Origin of the sequence: Streptomyces sp. BoleA5 (assembly GCF_000373665.1) — a bacterium.
Taxonomy (GTDB): Bacteria; Actinomycetota; Actinomycetes; order Streptomycetales; family Streptomycetaceae; genus Actinacidiphila.
Genome location: NZ_KB892112.1, coordinates 1 through 17778 on the forward strand (window position 1 = coordinate 1; position 17778 = coordinate 17778).

A 17778-nucleotide genomic window follows, 5' to 3' on the forward strand; every position below is an offset into this window, starting at 1 on the left:
CAAACTCTCCGTGAATGTCTTCACGAGAGCGGCACCATCGGGAGGAATAATCCCGACGTGCCCAGCGTCCTCGCTGTGTTTTTCTACAAAGGAACCTCGTCCGAGATGGACNGGGTATCAACATATCTGGCGTTGACTTTTGGCACGCTGTTGAGTTCTCAAGGAACGGAAGCTTCCTTCGAGACCGTTTCACCGGCCCCTCCGGGCTTTCCCTTCGTTGTCTCCAGCTTAGCAGATCCGATTTCCTTCTCTGCCACCCTCTGGAGGGGGTTCCGCCGTCCTGCTTTCGCTTTTCGACGTTCCCGACTTTATCAGACTCTTTCGTGCCCGATTCCCGCCGGTGGGGATTTCCTGCTTTTGCGTTTCTGCCTTTCGGCTTTCGCGCTCCCCGACTTTAGCAGATGCTTTCCGCCGGATTTACCGAACCGCTGCGAGGGCGCACGTCTCCGTGGCGTTCTCGTCGCGGGGCCGACCCAAAGTACTGGAGGACCCCGGTCGGAGCAAATCCGGGGCGCCGTGCGACGCCCTGGCATGCCGGGCCTCGCGGGGGTGGCAGACTTGAGTGGTCTGGACCACTTGCTTGGAGGCTTCATCATGACGACTGTCTCGTCGCCCCTGACCGGGCACGTCATCGGTCTGGCCGCGGTGCCCGACCCCGTGTTCTCGGGTGCCATGGTCGGGCCCGGCACCGCGATCGACCCCGTGCGTGAGCCGTCGGTGGCCGTTTCGCCGGTGGACGGTGTTGTCGTGTCGCTGCACGCGCACGCGTTCGTCGTGGTGGACAGGGACGGACATGGGGTGCTGACCCATCTCGGCATCGACACGGTGCAGCTGAACGGCAAGGGCTTCGAAGTCCTGGTCAACAAGGGCGACACCGTGGTGCGCGGCCAGGAGATGGTGCGCTGGGACCCCGCGGCCGTCGAGGCCGCCGGGAAGTCCCCGGTGTGCCCGGTGGTGGCGCTGGAGGCGACGGCCGAGGCGCTGACCGGCCTCCTCGAGGACGGAGAGGTGACCGCCGGGGCCACGCTCTTCTCTTGGACGTAGCCTTTTCGGCAAGGCCACTCCCGACGCATACACACAGGCAAACGCGGTCGCGAACGTCCGCGACGACCGGAGACGGGTGAGATGGAGACAACGCTGCGAGGCGTCGGTGTCAGCCACGGCGTGGCGATCGGCGAGGTACGGCACATGGGAACCGCGGTTCTCGAGCCCCCGGCCAAGCAGATTCCGGCCGACGAGGCGCCTCGGGAGCAGGCCCGGGCGCGTCAGGCGGTCGAGGCGGTGTCCAACGACCTGATCGCGCGCGGCAACCTGGCCGGCGGCGAGGCGCAGGCGGTGCTCGAGGCCCAGGCGCTGATGGCGCAGGACCCGGAGTTGCTGGCCGACGTGGAGCGCCGCATCGCGGTGGGCAGTTCGGCGGAGCGAGCGGTCTACGACGCCTTCGCCTCCTACCGCGCGCTGCTCGCCAACGCGGGCGAGTACCTGGCGGGGCGGGTCGCCGACCTGGACGACGTGCGCAACCGGATCGTGGCGCGGCTGCTCGGCGTGCCGATGCCGGGTGTCCCGGACAGCGACGAGCCGTACGTCCTGATCGCACGGGACCTGGCGCCGGCCGACACCGCGCTGCTGGACCCGACGCTGGTGCTCGGCTTCGTCACCGAGGAGGGCGGGCCGACCAGCCACAGCGCGATCCTCGCGCGTGCGCTGGGGGTGCCCGCGGTGGTGGCGCTGCCGGGTGCCACGGAGCTGGCGGAGGGCACCGTCGTCGCCGTGGACGGCAGCACCGGTGACATCTACGTGGACCCGGGCAGGGACCGGCGGGCCGAGCTGGCGAAGGCCGCGGAGGAGCGCAGGGCGGCGCTCGCCGCGAGCTCCGGTCCCGGTGCCACCTCGGACGGGCACAAGGTGCCGCTGCTCGCGAACGTCGGCGGGCCCGCGGACGTCGAGGCCGCCGTGAAGGCGGGCGCGGAGGGCGTGGGCCTGTTCCGCACGGAGTTCCTCTTCCTGGACGACTCGAAGAACGCGCCGTCGGAGGAGAAGCAGGTCGAGGCGTACCGGCGGGTGCTGGAGGCCTTCCCCGAGGGCCGGGTGGTCGTCCGGGTGCTGGACGCGGGGGCGGACAAACCGCTGGAGTTCCTGACTCCGGCGGACGAGCCGAACCCGGCGCTCGGTGTGCGCGGTCTGCGGACGCTGCTCGCGCACCCCGACGTGCTGCACACGCAGCTGCGGGCGCTGGCCAGGGCCGCCGAGGGCCTGCCGGTGTACCTCGAGGTCATGGCGCCCATGGTCGCGGACCGCGTCGACGCCAAGGCGTTCGCGGACGCGTGCCGTGAGGCCGGGCTGCACGCGAAGTTCGGCGCGATGGTGGAGATCCCGTCGGCGGCGCTGCGGGCGCGTTCGATCCTGCAGGAGGTCGAGTTCCTCTCGCTGGGGACGAACGACCTGGCGCAGTACACCTTCGCGGCGGACCGCCAGGTCGGCTCGGTCTCGCGGCTGCAGGATCCGTGGCAGCCGGCGCTGCTGGACCTGGTGGCCGCGGCGGCCGAGGCCGCGCGGGCCGAGGGCAAGAGCTGCGGTGTGTGCGGTGAGGCGGCCTCCGATCCGCTGCTGGCGTGCGTGCTGACGGGTCTGGGCGTGACGAGCCTGTCGATGGGCGCGGCGTCGCTCCCCTACGTGCGGGCGACGCTGGCGAAGTACACCCTGGCGCAGTGCGAGCGGGCGGCGGCGGCCGCCCGGGCGACGGACACGGCCGACGAGGCGCGGCGCGCGGCGCAGGCGGTGCTGTCCGGGGAGTGATCGCTCCCCGACCTCGCCAGGGGCGTCCCACCATGGGTGGGGCGCCCCTCGGCGTTCCCCCGTTCCGCCGTTCGCCGTGCCGCCGTGCTCAGTCGTCCTCCGGCGGCGGGAGGACGAATCCGGGGCGGTGGACGACGCCGGGCTCAGGGGGTACGGGGTCGCCGGACTCGGCGTCGGTGCAGTAGGCGTTGAAGACCTGTGCCTCGGTGAGGGGCTGGAGCCAGCCGTCGCGCAGGGTCCAGCCCCGGACTTCGTCCGGACGGTCCGGCGGGGGCGCTCCGGCGCCCGCGCCGCTTCGCAGGACGAGGCCTCCGGGGCTGTCCTCGGCGAAGCCCGCGGCCAGGACGGTGCAGCAGACCAGGGCCTCGGCCTCGGCGAGGTGGACCATGCCCTGCTCGTCGCAGCGGGCGTGCATGGCCGCGAGGAGCGTGGTGCCCTCGGCGGGGACGCTGCAGACGAGGTGGTGGTGGCCCGGTCCCGCGGCTTCGAGGAGGCGCATCAGGGCCTGGGACGCGCGGTCGAAGGAGGTGCGGGCGAGGTCGTCACCGCAGCCGGAGCAGTCGCCGGCGTCGGCCAGGATGCCGGAGGCCCGTTCCCAGGTGGCCTGGCGGCCCGTCTCGTACTCGAGCTCGGTGACGAGGAGTGCCAGGGGCTGTCCGGTGTAGGGGACGGTGGGTCCGGTGGTGGTGACGTCGGCGGCGTAGCGCGTGCGGGAGCGCGAGCTGTCGGGGTCGTGGCCGGTGCCGGCGCAGTAATCGGCGTACTCGTCCGGGTCGAAGGGGCCGACGCGGACGTGGACGCCGCGGGAGGCGAGGGAGCGGAGCAGGCCCTCGATCTGCCGGAGGTAGGTCGCGTGGTCGTCGAAGGTGAAGCTTCGGTAGCCGCGCATGGCGGCGAAGTCGGCGGGGTCGGTGAGGAGGGCGACGGTGGTCGGCGACTCGCGTCGCAGGGTGCGGCGGCCGCTCCTCGCGGCGCCGCGGGTGGGACGGGTGCTCTGCTTGCGGTGTTTGGTGTGTGCCATGACGGCTCCCCCTCGATACGGCGGATCAACTGTCACTCACCGTAATCGACGCTACTGACAGTGACCGTTCCGCTGGGGACGGCGGGGGCCTGCGGGGCCGCGGCACCGGGCCGTTCCAGGGCGTCCAGCCGGTCCAGGCGGCGGCGTACGAGGGTGCGCTGCCCCACGGAGACGGCCGCGAGCGCGCCGCCGAGGCCCAGCCAGCCGAGCGGGCCCGCGGCCATCACGACCGAGGTGAGCAGCACCGGGCCGGCCGAGCGCTGGGCCGACTGCGCGAGTCCGTGGACGCCGAGGTAGGCGCCCTGGGACCGGCCGGGGGCGAGGGCCAGCGACAGCTCCCAGGAGATCGCGGCGTGGACGATCTCCGCGGCGGTGAAGGCCGTGGCGGCGACGACGAGGGCGACGACGGCGATGCCCGCCGAGTCCACGGCCGAGACGGCCATGGCGCCTCCCGCGACGAGGAAGGCGAGGCCGAGCAGCGGAAGGGACGCAGCGGCCCTGCGGGGCTCGTCGCCGAGGCGGCTGAGGCGGACCTGGAAGAGCACGACGAGGACGTTGTTGAGCACGAAGAGCAGGGCGACGAGGCTGTGCGGCGCGGCGGTCGCGGTGGCGATCCACAGGGGCAGGCCGACGTTGAGCGCCGTGTCGTCGAGGAACAGCAGGGCCTCGGTGGCGGTGTACGCGAGGTAGCCGCGGTCGCGCCAGGGGCCGGTGGCCGGCGCCTTGCTCAGGGGCGGCTCCCCGCCGGCGGTCGCGACCGTGGCCACCACGCGTACGGGCGACGGTGGTTCGGCGCAGCGCAGGACGAGCAGGGCGGCACCGGCGAAGGAGAGCGCGTCCCCGACGAGCATGGTGCGGTAGGCGGTGCCGGTGCCGACGGCCAGGGCGACGGCGGCGGCGAGTCCGCCGATGCCGAAGCCGATGTTCACCACGGTGCGCTGGAGTGCCTGGTAGCGCACGCGGTCGGGGCCGGCGACGCGGGCGGCGTACAGCTTGGTGAGGACCGAGGCGGAGCGGTCGCCGAGGCTGCCGAGCGCGGCGATGGGGAGCAGCAGCCAGAGGGTGCCGGTGAACAGGATGCCGACGGCGGCCGCGGCGCGCAGCGCGTGGACGGCCGGGAGCAGCCGGGTGAGCGGGACGCGGTCGGCGACGCGGCCCGCGACGGGGGTGCCCGCGACGCCGACGGCTCCGGCGACGCCGAGCAGGAGGCCGATCTCGTGCGGGGCGAGTCCCGCCACGAAGGTGTAGTAGAGCGCCGAAGTGCCGTACCAGAGGCCGGATCCGGCCTTGTCGGTGAAGCTCACCCAGAGCATGCGGCGACCGTCGCGGCCGCCCGGTACGAGGTGCTCGATGTCGCTGCGGCTGCGAGGGAATCGCATGTACTGCCCCTTGACCCGAAGTTTGTATTGATACAGACTTACGAATGTGGCAGCACAATATGCGATCAGCGGCACGAGCGCCAAGGGCATCGCCGCGTCCGTCGAACGAGGAGTGGCAGAAGGGACGTTGTCCCCCGGTGCCGCGCTCCCGCCGGTGCGGACGCTGGCCGACCGCCTGGGAGTGAGCCCCGGCACGGTGGCGACCGCCTACAAGGAGCTTCGGCACCGCGGGATCGTCGTCACGCGCGGACGTGGCGGCACCGTTGTCGCGCAGGCGCCGTCGGTGGCGTCCAGGAGACCGCCGAAGGTGCCGGCCGGGCTGCGGGACCTGGCGGGCGGCCATCCGGACCCGGTGTTCCTGCCGGAGCTGCCGCCGTCGGTGCGGGTGACGCCCGGGGCGCGCTCGCACCGGTCGGCTCCACGGCTGCCCGAGCTCGAGGAGCCGACCCGCGCGTGGTTCGGCCGCGACGGGGTGCCGGCGGACGACGTGACCTTCGCGCACAGCGCGCTCGACTGCGTGGGGCGGCTGCTCTCGGTCGAACTGCGGCCCGGCGACGCGGTGGCGATGGAGGACCCGGGCTACCACCATCTGCTCGACCTGGTGCCCGCGCTGGGGCTGCGCATGGTGCCCGTCGCGGTGGACGACGAGGGCATGCGGCCCGACGCGCTGCGCGACGCGCTGCGGGCCGGGGCCCGGGCGGTGGTGTGCAGTCCGCGCTCACAGAACCCGTACGGAGGGGCCTTCTCTCCCGAGCGGCGGGACGCGCTGCTCGGCGTGCTGCGGGAGGCGCCCGACGTGCTCGTGGTCGAGAACGACCACGCCGCGGAGGTCGCGGGCGTACCGCTGCACAGCCTCGCCTCGGGTGGGCTGCCGCGCTGGGCGCAGGTGCGTACGGTCACCAAGTACCTGGGCACGGACCTGCGGTGGGCGGCCCTCGCCTGCGACCCGACGACGCTGGCGCGCCACGACGGGAGGCTGCTGCTCACCTCGGGCTGGATCAGCCATGTGCTGCAGGGGATGGCCGCGCGGCTGCTGACGGACCCCACGGCGCTGCTGCTGGTGGAGGCCGCCCGGGACGCGTACGCGCAGCGGCGCGAGGCGCTCGTGGCGGAGCTGGGCGCGCGCGGGATCGCGGCGCACGGCGCGAGCGGGCTGAACGTGTGGGTGCCGGTGCGGGACGAGGCGGCGGTGGTCAACGGCCTGCGCTCGCGCGGGTGGTGGGTGGCCGCGGGAGCGAGGTTCCGGCTCGCGGCGGGGCCGGGCGTGCGCATCACGACCGCCGCTCTGGAAGCCCCGGAGTCGGGTGCCCTGGCCGCCGACTTCGCGGACGTGCTGGGCGAGTTCGGCGCGACGTACGGGGGGTGAGGCGGGCGCGGGCCCGCCCCTCCCCCGTACGGGCGCTCAGCCGCGGGTGCGGGCCAGTTCCTCGTAGAACCGGAGCAGCTCCACGTTGTCGACGGAGCCCGGGTTGACGGCCTTGTCCATCGGCGTGCCCTGCAGCAGCTTCTTCACCGGAACCTCGATGCGCTTGCCGGTGAGGGTGTGCGGGATGCCGGGCACCGGGATGATCTCGTCGGGGACGTGGCGGGGGGAGAGCTGCTCGCGGATGGTGCGCCTGACCTTGTCGCGGAGTGCGTCGTCGAGCACCGCGCCCTCGGCGAGCTGCACGAACAGGGGCATCCAGTAACCGCCGTCGGGCTCCTCGACGCCGATGACGAGCGACTCGCGGATCTCCGGGAGCCGTTCGACGGCCTCGTAGATGTCGGCCGAGCCCATGCGGACGCCCTGGCGGTTGAGGGTGGAGTCGGAACGGCCGTGGATGACCACGGTGCCGCGCGAGGTCAGGGTGATCCAGTCGCCGTGCCGCCAGACGCCGGGGAACATCTCGAAGTAGCTGTCGTGGTAGCGGCTGCCGTCGGGGTCGTTCCAGAAGTGGACGGGCATCGACGGCATGGGGTTGGTGACGACCAGCTCGCCGACCTCGTCGGTGACGGGCTTGCCGTACGGGTCCCAGGCCTGCAGGTCGGTGCCGAGGCAGGGGGCCTGGAGCTCTCCGATGTACACCGGGAGGGTCGGGACGCCGCCCGCGAAGCAGCTGCACACGTCGGTGCCGCCGCTGACGGAGGCGATCCACAGGTCCTCCTTGACCTCGTCGTGGATCCAGCGGAAACCGTCCGGCGGGAGCGGGGAGCCGGTGGTGGCCACGCATGTGACGGCCGACAGGTCGTGGTCGCGGCCGGGGCGGACGCCGGCCTTGCGGCAGGCGATGACGTACGCGGCGGAGGTGCCGAACACCGTGGTGCCGGTGCGCTCGGCCACGCCCCACTGGGCGCCGGTGTCGGGGAAGCCGGGGCTGCCGTCGTACAGGACGATCGTGGAGCCCGCGAGCAGTCCGCCGACGAGGAAGTTCCACATCATCCAGCCGGTGGAGGTGTACCAGAAGAACCGGTCACCCGGCCCGAGGTCGAGGTGGAGGCCGGTCTGCTTGAGGTGCTCCAGCAGGATGCCGCCCTGGGACTGGACGATGGCCTTGGGCAGGCCGGTGGTGCCGGAGGAGTAGAGCACCCACAGCGGGTGGTCGAAGGGGACCTGCTCGTACACCGGCTCGGGATCGCCGGAGACCAGGGACTGCCACTCCAGGGCGCCCTCGGGGACGGGCGTGCCCAGTAGCGGGATGTGCACGACGGCGCGCAGCGAGGGCAGTTCGGCGCGCAGTTCGGCGACGACGCCGGTGCGGTCGTGCTCCTTGCCGCCGTAGCGGTAGCCGTCGACGGTGAACAGGACGACGGGCTCGACCTGCTGGAAGCGGTCCAGCACGCTGCGGGCGCCGAAGTCCGGGGCGCAGGACGTCCACACGCCGCCGACCGCGGCGGTGGCCAGCAGGGCGACGACGGCCTGGGGGACGTTGGGCAGGTAGCCGCTGACGCGGTCGCCGGGACGGACCCCGAGGGCGCGCAGCTCGTGGGCGAGGGAGGCGACCTGGCGGCGCAGACCGGCCCAGCTGGTGGCGCCGATCTCGTGCCGCTCGTCGAGGTGGAGCAGGGCGGGCTCACCGGCCCGCGCCGCGTCGCCGGCGGGACGCAGGGCGTGCTCGGCGTAGTTGAGGGTGGCCCCGGGGAACCACGTCGCGCCGGGCATGGAGGCGTCGGCGAGGACGGTCTCGTACGGTGAGGAGAAGCGCACGTCGAACCACTCGACGACGGAGCGCCAGAAGGTCTCGGCCTCACGCACCGACCAGGCGTGCAGCGCCTGGTAGCCGGCGACGGGGTCGGCGGCGTCGGGGGCGGGCGCGCCGTGGTGCTCGGCCGCCCAGGCCTGGAAGCGCGTCACCTGGGCACCGGAGACACGGTCCGGGCCCGGCTGCCACAGGGGCCGCTCGGTCGCCGGGTCGGCGGTGGACTCAGGTGTGGTGCTCATGGGGCGGCTCCCGGACGGTACGCGACGCTGCGTGATGTGCTGCTGGACACCCGGCCGGGCGGAATGTCCCCGGTCACGGATGGGCAGGACGATGCCACGTGATCGTCTCCGGCGCCAGGGCACACCCCACACATTCGGGGGTGGAAGCATGTGCCCGGCCGCCGGATGAAAGGCGGCCGGCCGGCGGCGGGGCGGGCGGGAACGGTGAGAGGGTGGGCCTTATGGATGCTCGGGACCTGGTGCGACAGGTACGGCAGGTCGGATCGGCGAACGGGCTGAGGGCGGTGCGCGCGGCATGGCGCCGGCAGCGTACGGACGCGCGGGACCTCCCACGACGGGGGCCGGAGCGGGCGCGGGTGCCGGGACCCGCCGACGGCGCGGACCCGCTGCCGGGCGGCGGCCTGGTCCGCTTCGCCCGCTCGACCCTGCGGGTGCGGGTCGCGGTCGGCGGCGCGGTGTTCTGCGGCTGGGACGGTGCCGAGCCGGAGCCCTCGTACGCGCTGGACGGCGGCTGCCCCGACGCCGACACACGGGCCGTCGTCGAGCCCGACAAGGACGGCTGGCGGGTGGTGTCGGAGCGGATCACGGTGCTGGTGTCCCGGCACGGGGCGGTGGAGTTCCGCACACCGGGCGGCCTGCTGCTGCGGCGTGACCTGCCACCGCGCTGGTGGGACCCGGTGAACACGGCGGAGGGCGCGCAGCCGCGCTGGGTGCAGCGCTCGGAGACGCCGGCGGACGCGGCCGTGTTCGGGCTCGGCGGGCGGGCCTCGGGACCGCGGCTGGGCGAGGGCACGTACCGGCTGTGGAACACCGACCCCGGCGGTGCCTTCGAGCCGCACACCGATCCGCTGTACATCACCATGCCGCTGCAACTGGTCGTCGCCGACGCGGGCAGCCATCTGGTCTTCCACGACAACACCTGGGACGGCCGGGTGACCCTGCGCGACGGGGAGGAGGGCGCGGGTTCCGGCCACGACCGCCCCGGCGGCTGCGAGACGCGCATGGACGGCGGCCCGCTGCGCTACTGGGTGATCCCCGGCACGCCCGCGCGGATCCTCGCCTCCTGGACCGCGCTGACCGGCCGGCCGGCGCTGCCGCCGCGCTGGGCCCTTGGCTACCAGCACTCGCGCTGGGGCTTCGGCACGTCGGCGGAGGTGCGGCGGGTCGCGGCGGGCTACCGCGAACGGGAGCTGCCGCTCTCCGCGCTGCACCTGGACATCGACCACTACGACGGCCACCGGGTCTTCACCGTCGACCGCGAGCGCTTCCCCGACCTGCCCGCGCTCGCCGAGGAGCTGCGCGGGCACGGGGTGCGCCTGGTGTCCATCGTCGACCCGGCGGTCAAACTGGAGGCGGGCAACGCGGTGCACGACAGCGGGGTCGCGGCCGACGCCTTCGTACGGGACGCGCAGGGGCACCCGGTGCGCGGCGTGGTGTGGCCGGGCGACGCGCTCTTCCCCGACTTCACCGACCCGCGGGCGCGCACATGGTGGGGCGGGCTCTACGCGGAACGGCTGACCCAGGGCTTCGCCGGGGTGTGGCACGACATGAACGAGCCGGTGTCCTTCGCCGCGTTCGGCGACACCACCCTCCCTCGCTCCGCCCGGCACGCCCTGGAGGGCCGCGGCGGCGACCACCGCGAGGCCCACAACGTGTACGGGCTGACCATGGCCCGGGCCGGGCACGAGGGGCTGCGCGAACTGCGCCCCGACTCCCGGCCGTTCCTGTTCTCCCGTTCCGGCTGGGCGGGCATGCAGCGGTACGGCGGCACCTGGTCGGGCGATGTGTCGACGGGCTGGCCGGGACTGCGCTCCTCGTTGTCGCTGGTGCTGGGACTGGGCCTGTGCGGGGTGCCGTACTCGGGGCCGGACGTGGGCGGTTTCACCGGGAACCCGTCGCCGGAGCTGTATCTGCGCTGGTTCCAGATGGCCGCGCACTTCCCCTTCTTCCGTACGCACTCGGCGATCGGCGCCGGTCAACGCGAGCCGTGGGAGTTCGGGCCGGAGGTACTGGAGGCGGCCGGGGCGGCGATGCGCGAACGGGAGCGCCTGATGCCGTACCTGTACACGCTGGCGCACACCGCGCGGCGTACGGGCGCGCCCTATGTGCGGCCGGTGTGGTGGGGCGACCCGGAGGACCGCAAGCTGCGTGCCTGCGGGGACGCCTTCCTGCTGGGGGACGCGCTGCTGGTGGCGCCGGTGCTGGAGCAGGGGGCGACGGAACGGGCGGTGCGGCTGCCGCGGGGCCTGTGGTACGACACCGCGACCGGGGAGGCGTACCAGGGGCCCGGGCAGGTGCTGTTGCCCGCGCCGCAGGAGCGCGTCCCGGTGCTGGCCAGGGCCGGTGCCGTGGTGCCGGTGGCGGAGGAGGACGGCACGGTGGCCCTGGAGGTGTGGGCGCCGGCGCCCGGGCGCGACGGGGGCGGCGCGCTGGTCACCGACGCCGGGGACGGCTGGGCCGAACCGCGGGTGGAGCGGTTCACCTCACGGATCGCGGACGGCGAGGTCGTCGTGGTGCGCGAGGAGCACGACGAGGTGGGGTACCGGGTGCGGGTGCGCGGCGCCGCCGCCCGGTAGCGCCCGCTGAGGCGGCACCTCAGTAGCGACCGGCGAACCAGTTGCGCGCCGCCTCGGTGTGCAGCGGGAACGCCAGCTCCGCCGGGGCGAGGAGGATCTCCCGGCCGTCCGTCTCGTCGGTGACGACGGCGGGCGGGAGGTCCTCGGCGGTACGCTCCGGCAGGAGACCGAACAGCAGCAGGTGGCCCGTGTCGCCGCTGAGGGCGTCAGCCAGCCGTACGTCGCCGGCGGCGGCCTTGACGCCGGTCTCCTCGTCGAGTTCGCGGACCACGGCCTCCTGCCACGTCTCGCCGAGGTCCACGAAGCCGCCGGGCAGGGCGAGCAGTCCGCGCCGCGGCTCGATGGACCGGCGCACGAGGAGCAGTCCGGTGCCCCCGGGGGTGCGCACGGGCAGCAGGGCGACGGCGACGGGAAGCGGATTGCGGTACGTGATGCCGCCGCAGACCGCACAGGAGCGCGGCCAGCCCGCGCCGGGGGCGTACTCCGCACCGCAGTAGGCGCAGTGGCTGTCCTTCTGACGAGTGGTCACGCGCGGACTGTACCGGAGCGACGGCTCCGGGCACGGGGGTCGTGCGGAGCCCTGTCCGTCGCGGTGGTTGAGGGGGCACACTGGCGTCCGTGACACCCGAATCCCTCGGAAAAGGCGCCAATCTGCCGGTACCCGTGCCCGCCGTGCGGGCCGTGCTCGACTGGAGCGCGGGCCCCGGCGTGCCCGATGTCGACGCCTCGGCACTGCTGCTGACCGGCGACGGACGGGTGCGTTCGGACGCCGACTTCGTCTTCTACAACCAGCCCGCGCACGCCTCCGGCGCCGTGCGGCACAGCGGCAAGCAGGCGGGGCCCGGGCAGGCCTCGGACACACTCGACGTCGATCTGGCCCGCGTGGAGCCGGCGGTCGAGCGGATCGTGCTCTGCGCCTCCGCGGACGGCGGCGGCTTCGGCCAGGTGCCAGGGTTGCGGCTGCGGCTGCTGGACGCGCGCAACGGGGCCGAGATCGCACGGTTCGACATGGGGGCGACGACGGAGACCGCGTTCCTCGGCGGTGAGCTGTACCGGCGCAACGGGGTCTGGAAGTTCCGTGCCGTCGGGCAGGGCTGGGACTCGGGACTGGCCGGGCTGGCCACGGACTTCGGGATCACCGTCGACGCGCCGCAGCCACCCGCGGCGCCGTCCGCACCCGCCGCGGCACCGCCGCCGCCTCCCCCTCCGCCTCCGCCTGCTCCGTACCCGCGACCCGCGCTGCCCGTGACGGTGCCCCCTCCCACTCCCCCGGCAGCCCCGGCTCCACCGCCGCCGGCCACGAGGCTGACCAAGGGCGAGGAACATCTGCCTCCCGACATGCGCAAGCGGCTGAGCCTGCGCAAGGAGCAGGTCGCCGTCAGCCTGCGCAAGCACGGCGCGGCGGGCGTGGTCGCGCGCGTGATCCTCGTGCTGGACGCCTCGGGCTCGATGAGCGCCCTGTACGCGCGCGGGGTCGTCGCCGACGTGGTCGAGCGCATGGCGGCGGTCGCGGCGCAGCTCGACGACGACGGCGAGATGCAGGCGTGGACCTTCGCCTCGCATCCCGCCCGGCTGCCGGACCTGCGGATCGGGGAACTGCCGCTGTGGCTGCGGCTGCACGTCCGGGTGGGCGAGCTGAGCCTGTTCGGCCGTCCCAAGAAGCCCCGGCACGGGCTGCAGCCGGGGCAGGTCGACATGCGGTTCGTCGGCATCCAGAACGAGGAGCAGAAGGTCATCGCCGAGGTGCGGGGCTTCGTGCGGGCGTACCCGACGGCGGTGCCGACGCTCGTGCTGTTCTTCTCCGACGGCGGCGTCTACCGCAACGCGCAGATCGAGCAGCAGCTGCGGGAGGCGGTGGAGGAGCCGGTGTTCTGGCAGTTCGTCGGTCTGGGCCGGGCCAACTACGGGGTGCTGGAGCGCTTCGACACCCTGCCCGGCCGGCGGGTGGACAACGTCGGGTTCTTCGCCGTGGACGACATCGCGACCGTGCCGGACGCGGAGCTCTACGACCGGATCCTCTCGGAGTTCCCCTCCTGGATCACGGCCGCGCGGCAGGCGGGCATCCTGCGCTGAACGTCGCGCTTGTCGCCGGCCGTCGGACCGTGGGACTCCAGGACGACCGGCGCGCCGAGCACCTCGCCGACCGCCTCCGACCACGCGGCCGGATCGGGGCCGGGCACGTCCCAGCGGGCCGGCCGGGCCTTCAGCAGCCGCTCGGTGAGGGCGGCCCGGCCGCCGAGGTCCCCGGGCGGGACGGTGGGCGCCGGCGCCCCCGCGGTGTCGTACGCGCGGACCAGCCGCAGCCGCGGACAGCGGCGGGGCGCGTCGAGGTGGGTGAGGGCGAGGGCGTCCACACCGCCGCAGGCCTCGACGGCGTAGCGGTGGGCGACGCCGTCGAAGTGGCCGGTGCGGAAGGCGCCCTGCCAGGGGCCGTGGCCGTTGTGCGGTTCGGGCAGCAGCGGGGCGAGTCCGGGGTCCTCGGTGACATGCGGTCCGGGTCCGTGCCGGGTGGTGTACGTGCGTACGACGCCGAGCCGGCGGGCCTCGCGGCCGGCTTCGGCGAGCAGGGTCTCGGCATTGGCGAACGTGGTGGTGGACCACGTGGTGTACGGGTGGAAGCCGTGCCACTCGTCCAGGAGCACGCCCTGGGCGCCCTCGAGAACGACCGGGCCCTCGCGCAGGACGCGGGCGAGGTGGCCGTCGCCGGTGAGGGTGACGGCGCGGGCGAAGGCCGTGAAGGCGTCGGCGCAGTCCTCGGGCGGCGGCGCGGGCAGCCGCCGCTTGAACTCGTCGGCCAGGCGGTCGCGCAGCAGGCGGAGCTTGCGCAGCAACCGGGGGCGTGAGGCGCAGTCCCCGGCCGTGGGGGCGTCCTCGGGGTGGGCGAGGGCGTAGGCGGCGGTCTCCCCGATGCCCATGCCGCACGAGCCGTGGCGGGCCGCGCCCCGCGCCTGCTCCCGCAGCCGGTTGGCGGCGGCGTGGTAGGGGGTGGTCAGGCGCGCCGCTCGGTCGACGCTGAGCAGGGCGTACGGCGCGGGGACGCCGAGGGCGGCGAGGTGGTCGGCCTCGGCGGCCAGCGCGAGGGGGTCCACCAGCATGAAGCGCGACAGATGGGTGGGGACGCCCCGCAGGGTGCCGGAGCCGAACTGGGCGAAAGTGTGGTGGCGTCCGTCGGTGGTGACGACGTTGTGCGCCGCCTGGGCTCCGCCGTTGAAGCGGACCACCGCGCGGACCGGCCCGCTCGCGCAGAGCCGGTCCACGACGGTGCCCTTGCCCGCGTCGCCGTAGCCGAGGTCGACGACGATGGTGTGCACGAGGTCCTCCGGGACGGGTCTACAGGCGGGTGGTGCCGGTCGCGGTGCCGTCGCCGTCGTCGTCGCCGTCGCCGTCGATCAGCGGCGTGTCCGTCACCGCGACGGCCGCACGCTCGCGGTCGAGGCCGGCGAGGGCCTTGCCCACGGTGCCGGTGGCGGTGGAACCGAGGTCGGCGAGGTCGTCGAGGCCCTCGGCGAGGTCGATGGCCTCCTCGCCGAGCCCGACGGTGAGGGCGATGGTCTCGCAGACGGCGTCGAGGTCGTCGAGCTCGATGACGTTCTGTCCGAGCAGCTTGCGCCAGGTCCCGAGGACCTCGGTGTTGCCGACGTAGGAGGAGCCCGCGGGGAGGATGTAGTAGACGTCGAACTTCTGCGTGAGCTCGGCGACGATGCGCGTGACGGGGATGTCCTCGGCGAGGTCGTCGCCGAGGACATCGCGCACCTCGCGGGCCTTGACCTTGCCGTAGGGCAGCTCGTCGCCGATGAGGAAGAGGTACCCGCGGCGGCCGCGCTTGTCGTGGCAGTCGAGCGAGGTGTGCCGGGCCATCGCGTACATGGCGAGCTCGTAGGACTCGGTCATCTGGCCGCCGCCCCCGCCCTCGAGCAGGATGTTGCCGAGGTCGTCGTCCATGCGGTTGTCGGACTCGAACTGCCCGAGCTGGAGCGGGACCCGGTCGCAGGTGGCGTCGCCGACGGCGCCGAAGAGGATCTGCGGGTGCTCGGTGTAGCCCTTGCGCAGGAGCAGGCCGAAGAGCTCGGGGAGCTTGGTCTGCAGGACCTGGGGGACGGTGCGCATGGAGCCGGTGACGTCGAACAGGACGGCGATGGCGAGCGAGGTGGGGTGCTCGTCGGAGTCGCGGCTCTCGCGGACGCCGATGTCCTTCGGGTCGAGCGAGGGGTGCGCGGTCCAGGAGCCGCGCGGTGCGGACGAGGTGACGCGGTCGCTGTAGGCGAAGGCGCCGGTGCCGCTGGCGGCGCGGTAGCGCGCGGCGGCGTCGTAGACGTTGGTGGACCAGCTTCCGCTGCCCATGGTGGTTCCCCCTTGGTGTCAGGCGTCAGATGTCGGGCGTCAGATGTCGGGCGTCAGATTTCGGGTGTCAGGCGCCGGTGCCCGGCATGGTGAACGGGCGGAAGGCGCGCGGGCCGTAGAGGCGTTCCAGGACGTCGTCGAGCTCCGCGAGCAGCCGCCAGGCGTCGTGCGGGCGGCGGGCCTGGGGTCCCCGATGCCGAGGGCCAGGGGCTGGCAGGGTGCAGCCGCGGAGGAAGGTGCTCAGCGGACGCGGCGCGCGGTCCCCCATCAGTTGCTCGACGCAGCGCGAGGCGAGGTGGATGTCGGTGGCCTCGGTGGCGGGACGGCGGCCGGTGACCTCGGGCGGGTAGAGGGCGCGGTGCCGCTCCACGAGGGCGGGGACGGTCGCGCCGCGTTCGGTGGCGTAGCACCAGTCGACCAGTACGAGACCGTGCTGTGCGGGGTGGATGAGGACGTGCTCGGGCAGCACGGCGCCGTGGACGACGCCGGCCTGGTGCGCCCAGCCGAGGGCGACGAGCAGGCGGCGCCACATCCATGCGGCGTCGCGCGGGTTGAGGCCGCCGGGGTGGAGCGCGCGGACCTCGGCGAGGGTGTGGAACCCGCGCAGCCGTTGCAGCGCGTTGACGCGGCGTTCGACGCCGTCGGGGCCGCGGTGGCGGAAGGACTCTTCGATGCGGGGTGCGTATGCGCGGTGCCGGGCGTCGGCGACGGTGTGCAGCCGGGTGAGGGCGTCGGCCTCACGCTCCATCAGGTCGTTGTCGGCGGGCCGCCGCGGGATCTTCAGTACGGTGCCGGGCCCGGCGGCGCGCAGCACGGCGAGGTCGCCCTCGGCGAGGACGGGCCCCAGCGGGTACACGCCGCGGGCGGTGGTGAGGGCCGGGCCGCCGCCCGTGTGCCGCCGCCAGAGGTCGGTGAGCCGGACGAAGGCGGCCTCGGCCTCGTCCGCGCGGCCGGGCGGGGCGGTGTCGGGGTGGAGGAGGCGGGCGAGCCGGCGGTAGTGGCGGGCGGCCTCGCCGGTGCCGGGCGGGAAGGGCCGGCCGAGGGCGGCCAGGGCCTCGTCGAAGGTACGGACGCGGTGCGTGGACGCGGGACGGGTCGTGGCGGTCATCGGACACTGTCCTCACGGTCGGGGCGGAGCAGTGCGGGGTGGAGGAGGCGGGCGTCGCCGGCCCGGTAGAGGCGGGCACGGGGGCCGCCCCTGGAACCGCCGCGGCCCGCGGTGGTGCCGGTGGACTCGACGAAGCCGGGCACCGACAGGACCTTGCGGTGGAAGTTCCCGGCGTGCAGGGGGCGGCCCCAGACCGCCTCGTAGACCGAGCGGAGCTCGGTGACGGTGAACTCCTCGCCGAGGAAGGCGGTGGCCAGCGGGGTGTACTCGATCTTGGCGCGGGCCCGGTCGAGGCCTTCGGCGAGGATCGTGCCGTGGTCGAAGGCGAGACCGGCACCGCGGCCGGCGTCGGGACCGGCGCCCTGGCCGTCGCCGTCGCCGCCGGGCGCCTCGCCGGACCGGCGGCCGGAACCACCCCCGTGGATCCCGGCCGGCCGGTCCTGCTCCATGGGACGCGCGGTGGCGGCGTTAGGGTTCCCCTGCGGCGCGACCGCCTCGACGGGCACCCATTCGGCCGCCGCGGCGTCGCTGCCGGCCCGCGCCTCGGGGAGGTCAGGGGCGAAGGCGAGGTAGGCGACGGAGACGACGTGCATGCGCGGATCGCGGTCGGGGCGGCCGTAGGAGCCGAGCTGCTCGAGGTGGACGCGGCCGAGGCCGCGGGCCGCGTCGAGCCCGGTCTCCTCGGCCAGTTCGCGGGCCGCCGCCTCGTCCAGCGACTCGCGGCCGGCCTGGACGAACCCGCCGGGCAGCGCCCAGGCGCCCTCGTACGGCCGGCCGCCGCGACGCACCAGCAGCACGTGCAGGGCACCTTGACGGAGGGTCAGCGCGACGACGTCGACGGTCACGGCGATGGGCTCGAAGGCGCGCGGGTCGTAGGCGGCCAGGAACGCGTCCTCACCCTGCCGGTCCGTCATCGTGCACCACTCCCTGGTCAGTTGTTCTCAGCTTGAGTATTTCTCGATCCGAGAAGAACCTAGCACCGGGCGCCGACACCGTCCACCCCGTTCCGCGGTACGACCCGTCCGTGGCAGGCTCCTGACGTATCGTCAGACACGACGTGGGAGGCGGGGTTGGACGTGACACGGTCGCGGAGACCCGTGGTGGCGGGCTGGCTCACGCAGGAACCGGCGGACAGCGGC

General features: G+C 74.0%; 13 protein-coding genes. 5 read left to right on the plus strand and 8 right to left on the minus strand.

Annotation, left to right across the window (positions count from 1 at the left end; all coding sequences use genetic code 11):
* Positions 1-594: 594 nt before the first annotated feature.
* Together B085_RS0123800 and ptsP are read left to right on the plus strand one after the other, a co-directional pair.
* A complete protein-coding gene (locus tag B085_RS0123800) occupies positions 595-1044 on the plus strand; it encodes a PTS sugar transporter subunit IIA (protein ID WP_018561105.1) in 450 nt (149 codons plus the stop codon).
* A gap of 81 nt (positions 1045-1125) precedes the next feature.
* Complete coding sequence (ptsP, locus tag B085_RS0123805; RefSeq protein ID WP_018561106.1) at positions 1126-2796, plus strand: phosphoenolpyruvate--protein phosphotransferase; 1671 nt, start codon at positions 1126-1128, stop codon at positions 2794-2796.
* A gap of 88 nt (positions 2797-2884) precedes the next feature.
* Here ptsP and B085_RS0123810 read toward each other — a convergent pair whose 3' ends face one another.
* A complete protein-coding gene (locus tag B085_RS0123810) occupies positions 2885-3817 on the minus strand; it encodes a hypothetical protein (protein ID WP_018561107.1) in 933 nt (310 codons plus the stop codon).
* Between the two features lie 32 nt (positions 3818-3849).
* A complete protein-coding gene (locus tag B085_RS0123815) occupies positions 3850-5196 on the minus strand; it encodes an MFS transporter (RefSeq protein WP_086020729.1) in 1347 nt (448 codons plus the stop codon).
* A 46-nt stretch (positions 5197-5242) separates the two neighbouring features.
* Between B085_RS0123815 and B085_RS0123820 the strand changes: the two genes are divergently transcribed.
* The gene (locus B085_RS0123820) at positions 5243-6562 is read left to right on the plus strand and encodes an aminotransferase class I/II-fold pyridoxal phosphate-dependent enzyme (protein WP_037732355.1); all 1320 of its coding nucleotides are present in this window, start codon (positions 5243-5245) and stop codon (positions 6560-6562) included.
* A 36-nt stretch (positions 6563-6598) separates the two neighbouring features.
* Here B085_RS0123820 and B085_RS0123825 read toward each other — a convergent pair whose 3' ends face one another.
* Entirely contained in the window at positions 6599-8614 is a 2016-nt protein-coding gene (locus B085_RS0123825) for an acetoacetate--CoA ligase (RefSeq protein ID WP_018561110.1), read from the minus strand.
* Positions 8615-8835: 221 nt separating this feature from the next.
* Here B085_RS0123825 and B085_RS0123830 point away from each other — a divergent pair, with 221 nt between their 5' ends.
* Entirely contained in the window at positions 8836-11190 is a 2355-nt protein-coding gene (locus B085_RS0123830; protein WP_026251364.1) for a glycoside hydrolase family 31 protein, read from the plus strand.
* 19 nt (positions 11191-11209) lie between these two features.
* Here the strand turns inward: B085_RS0123830 and B085_RS0123835 are convergent, their stop codons facing one another.
* A complete protein-coding gene (locus B085_RS0123835; RefSeq protein WP_018561112.1) occupies positions 11210-11719 on the minus strand; it encodes an NUDIX domain-containing protein in 510 nt (169 codons plus the stop codon).
* Between the two features lie 89 nt (positions 11720-11808).
* Here B085_RS0123835 and B085_RS0123840 point away from each other — a divergent pair, with 89 nt between their 5' ends.
* Positions 11809-13263 (plus strand): VWA domain-containing protein, encoded by a 1455-nt coding sequence (locus B085_RS0123840; RefSeq protein ID WP_026251365.1) that lies wholly within the window; start codon positions 11809-11811, stop codon positions 13261-13263.
* On the opposite strand, the gene B085_RS0123845 is transcribed toward B085_RS0123840, so the two are convergent.
* The 4 genes from B085_RS0123845 to B085_RS0123860 all read right to left on the minus strand — a co-directional run bounded on the left by B085_RS0123845 (position 13194) and on the right by B085_RS0123860 (position 17553).
* On the minus strand, positions 13194-14501 hold the full coding sequence (locus B085_RS0123845; protein WP_018561114.1) for an adenylosuccinate synthetase: 1308 nt from the start codon (positions 14499-14501) through the stop codon (positions 13194-13196). The two genes, B085_RS0123840 and B085_RS0123845, sit on opposite strands and share 70 nt — an antisense overlap.
* A gap of 19 nt (positions 14502-14520) precedes the next feature.
* Positions 14521-15531 (minus strand): hypothetical protein, encoded by a 1011-nt coding sequence (locus B085_RS0123850; protein WP_018561115.1) that lies wholly within the window; start codon positions 15529-15531, stop codon positions 14521-14523.
* A 67-nt stretch (positions 15532-15598) separates the two neighbouring features.
* Complete coding sequence (locus tag B085_RS0123855; RefSeq protein WP_018561116.1) at positions 15599-16639, minus strand: hypothetical protein; 1041 nt, start codon at positions 16637-16639, stop codon at positions 15599-15601.
* Positions 16636-17553 (minus strand): NUDIX hydrolase, encoded by a 918-nt coding sequence (locus B085_RS0123860; RefSeq protein ID WP_018561117.1) that lies wholly within the window; start codon positions 17551-17553, stop codon positions 16636-16638. Before B085_RS0123860 ends, B085_RS0123855 begins: the two co-directional genes overlap by 4 nt.
* Between the last annotated feature and the right edge of the window lie 225 nt (positions 17554-17778).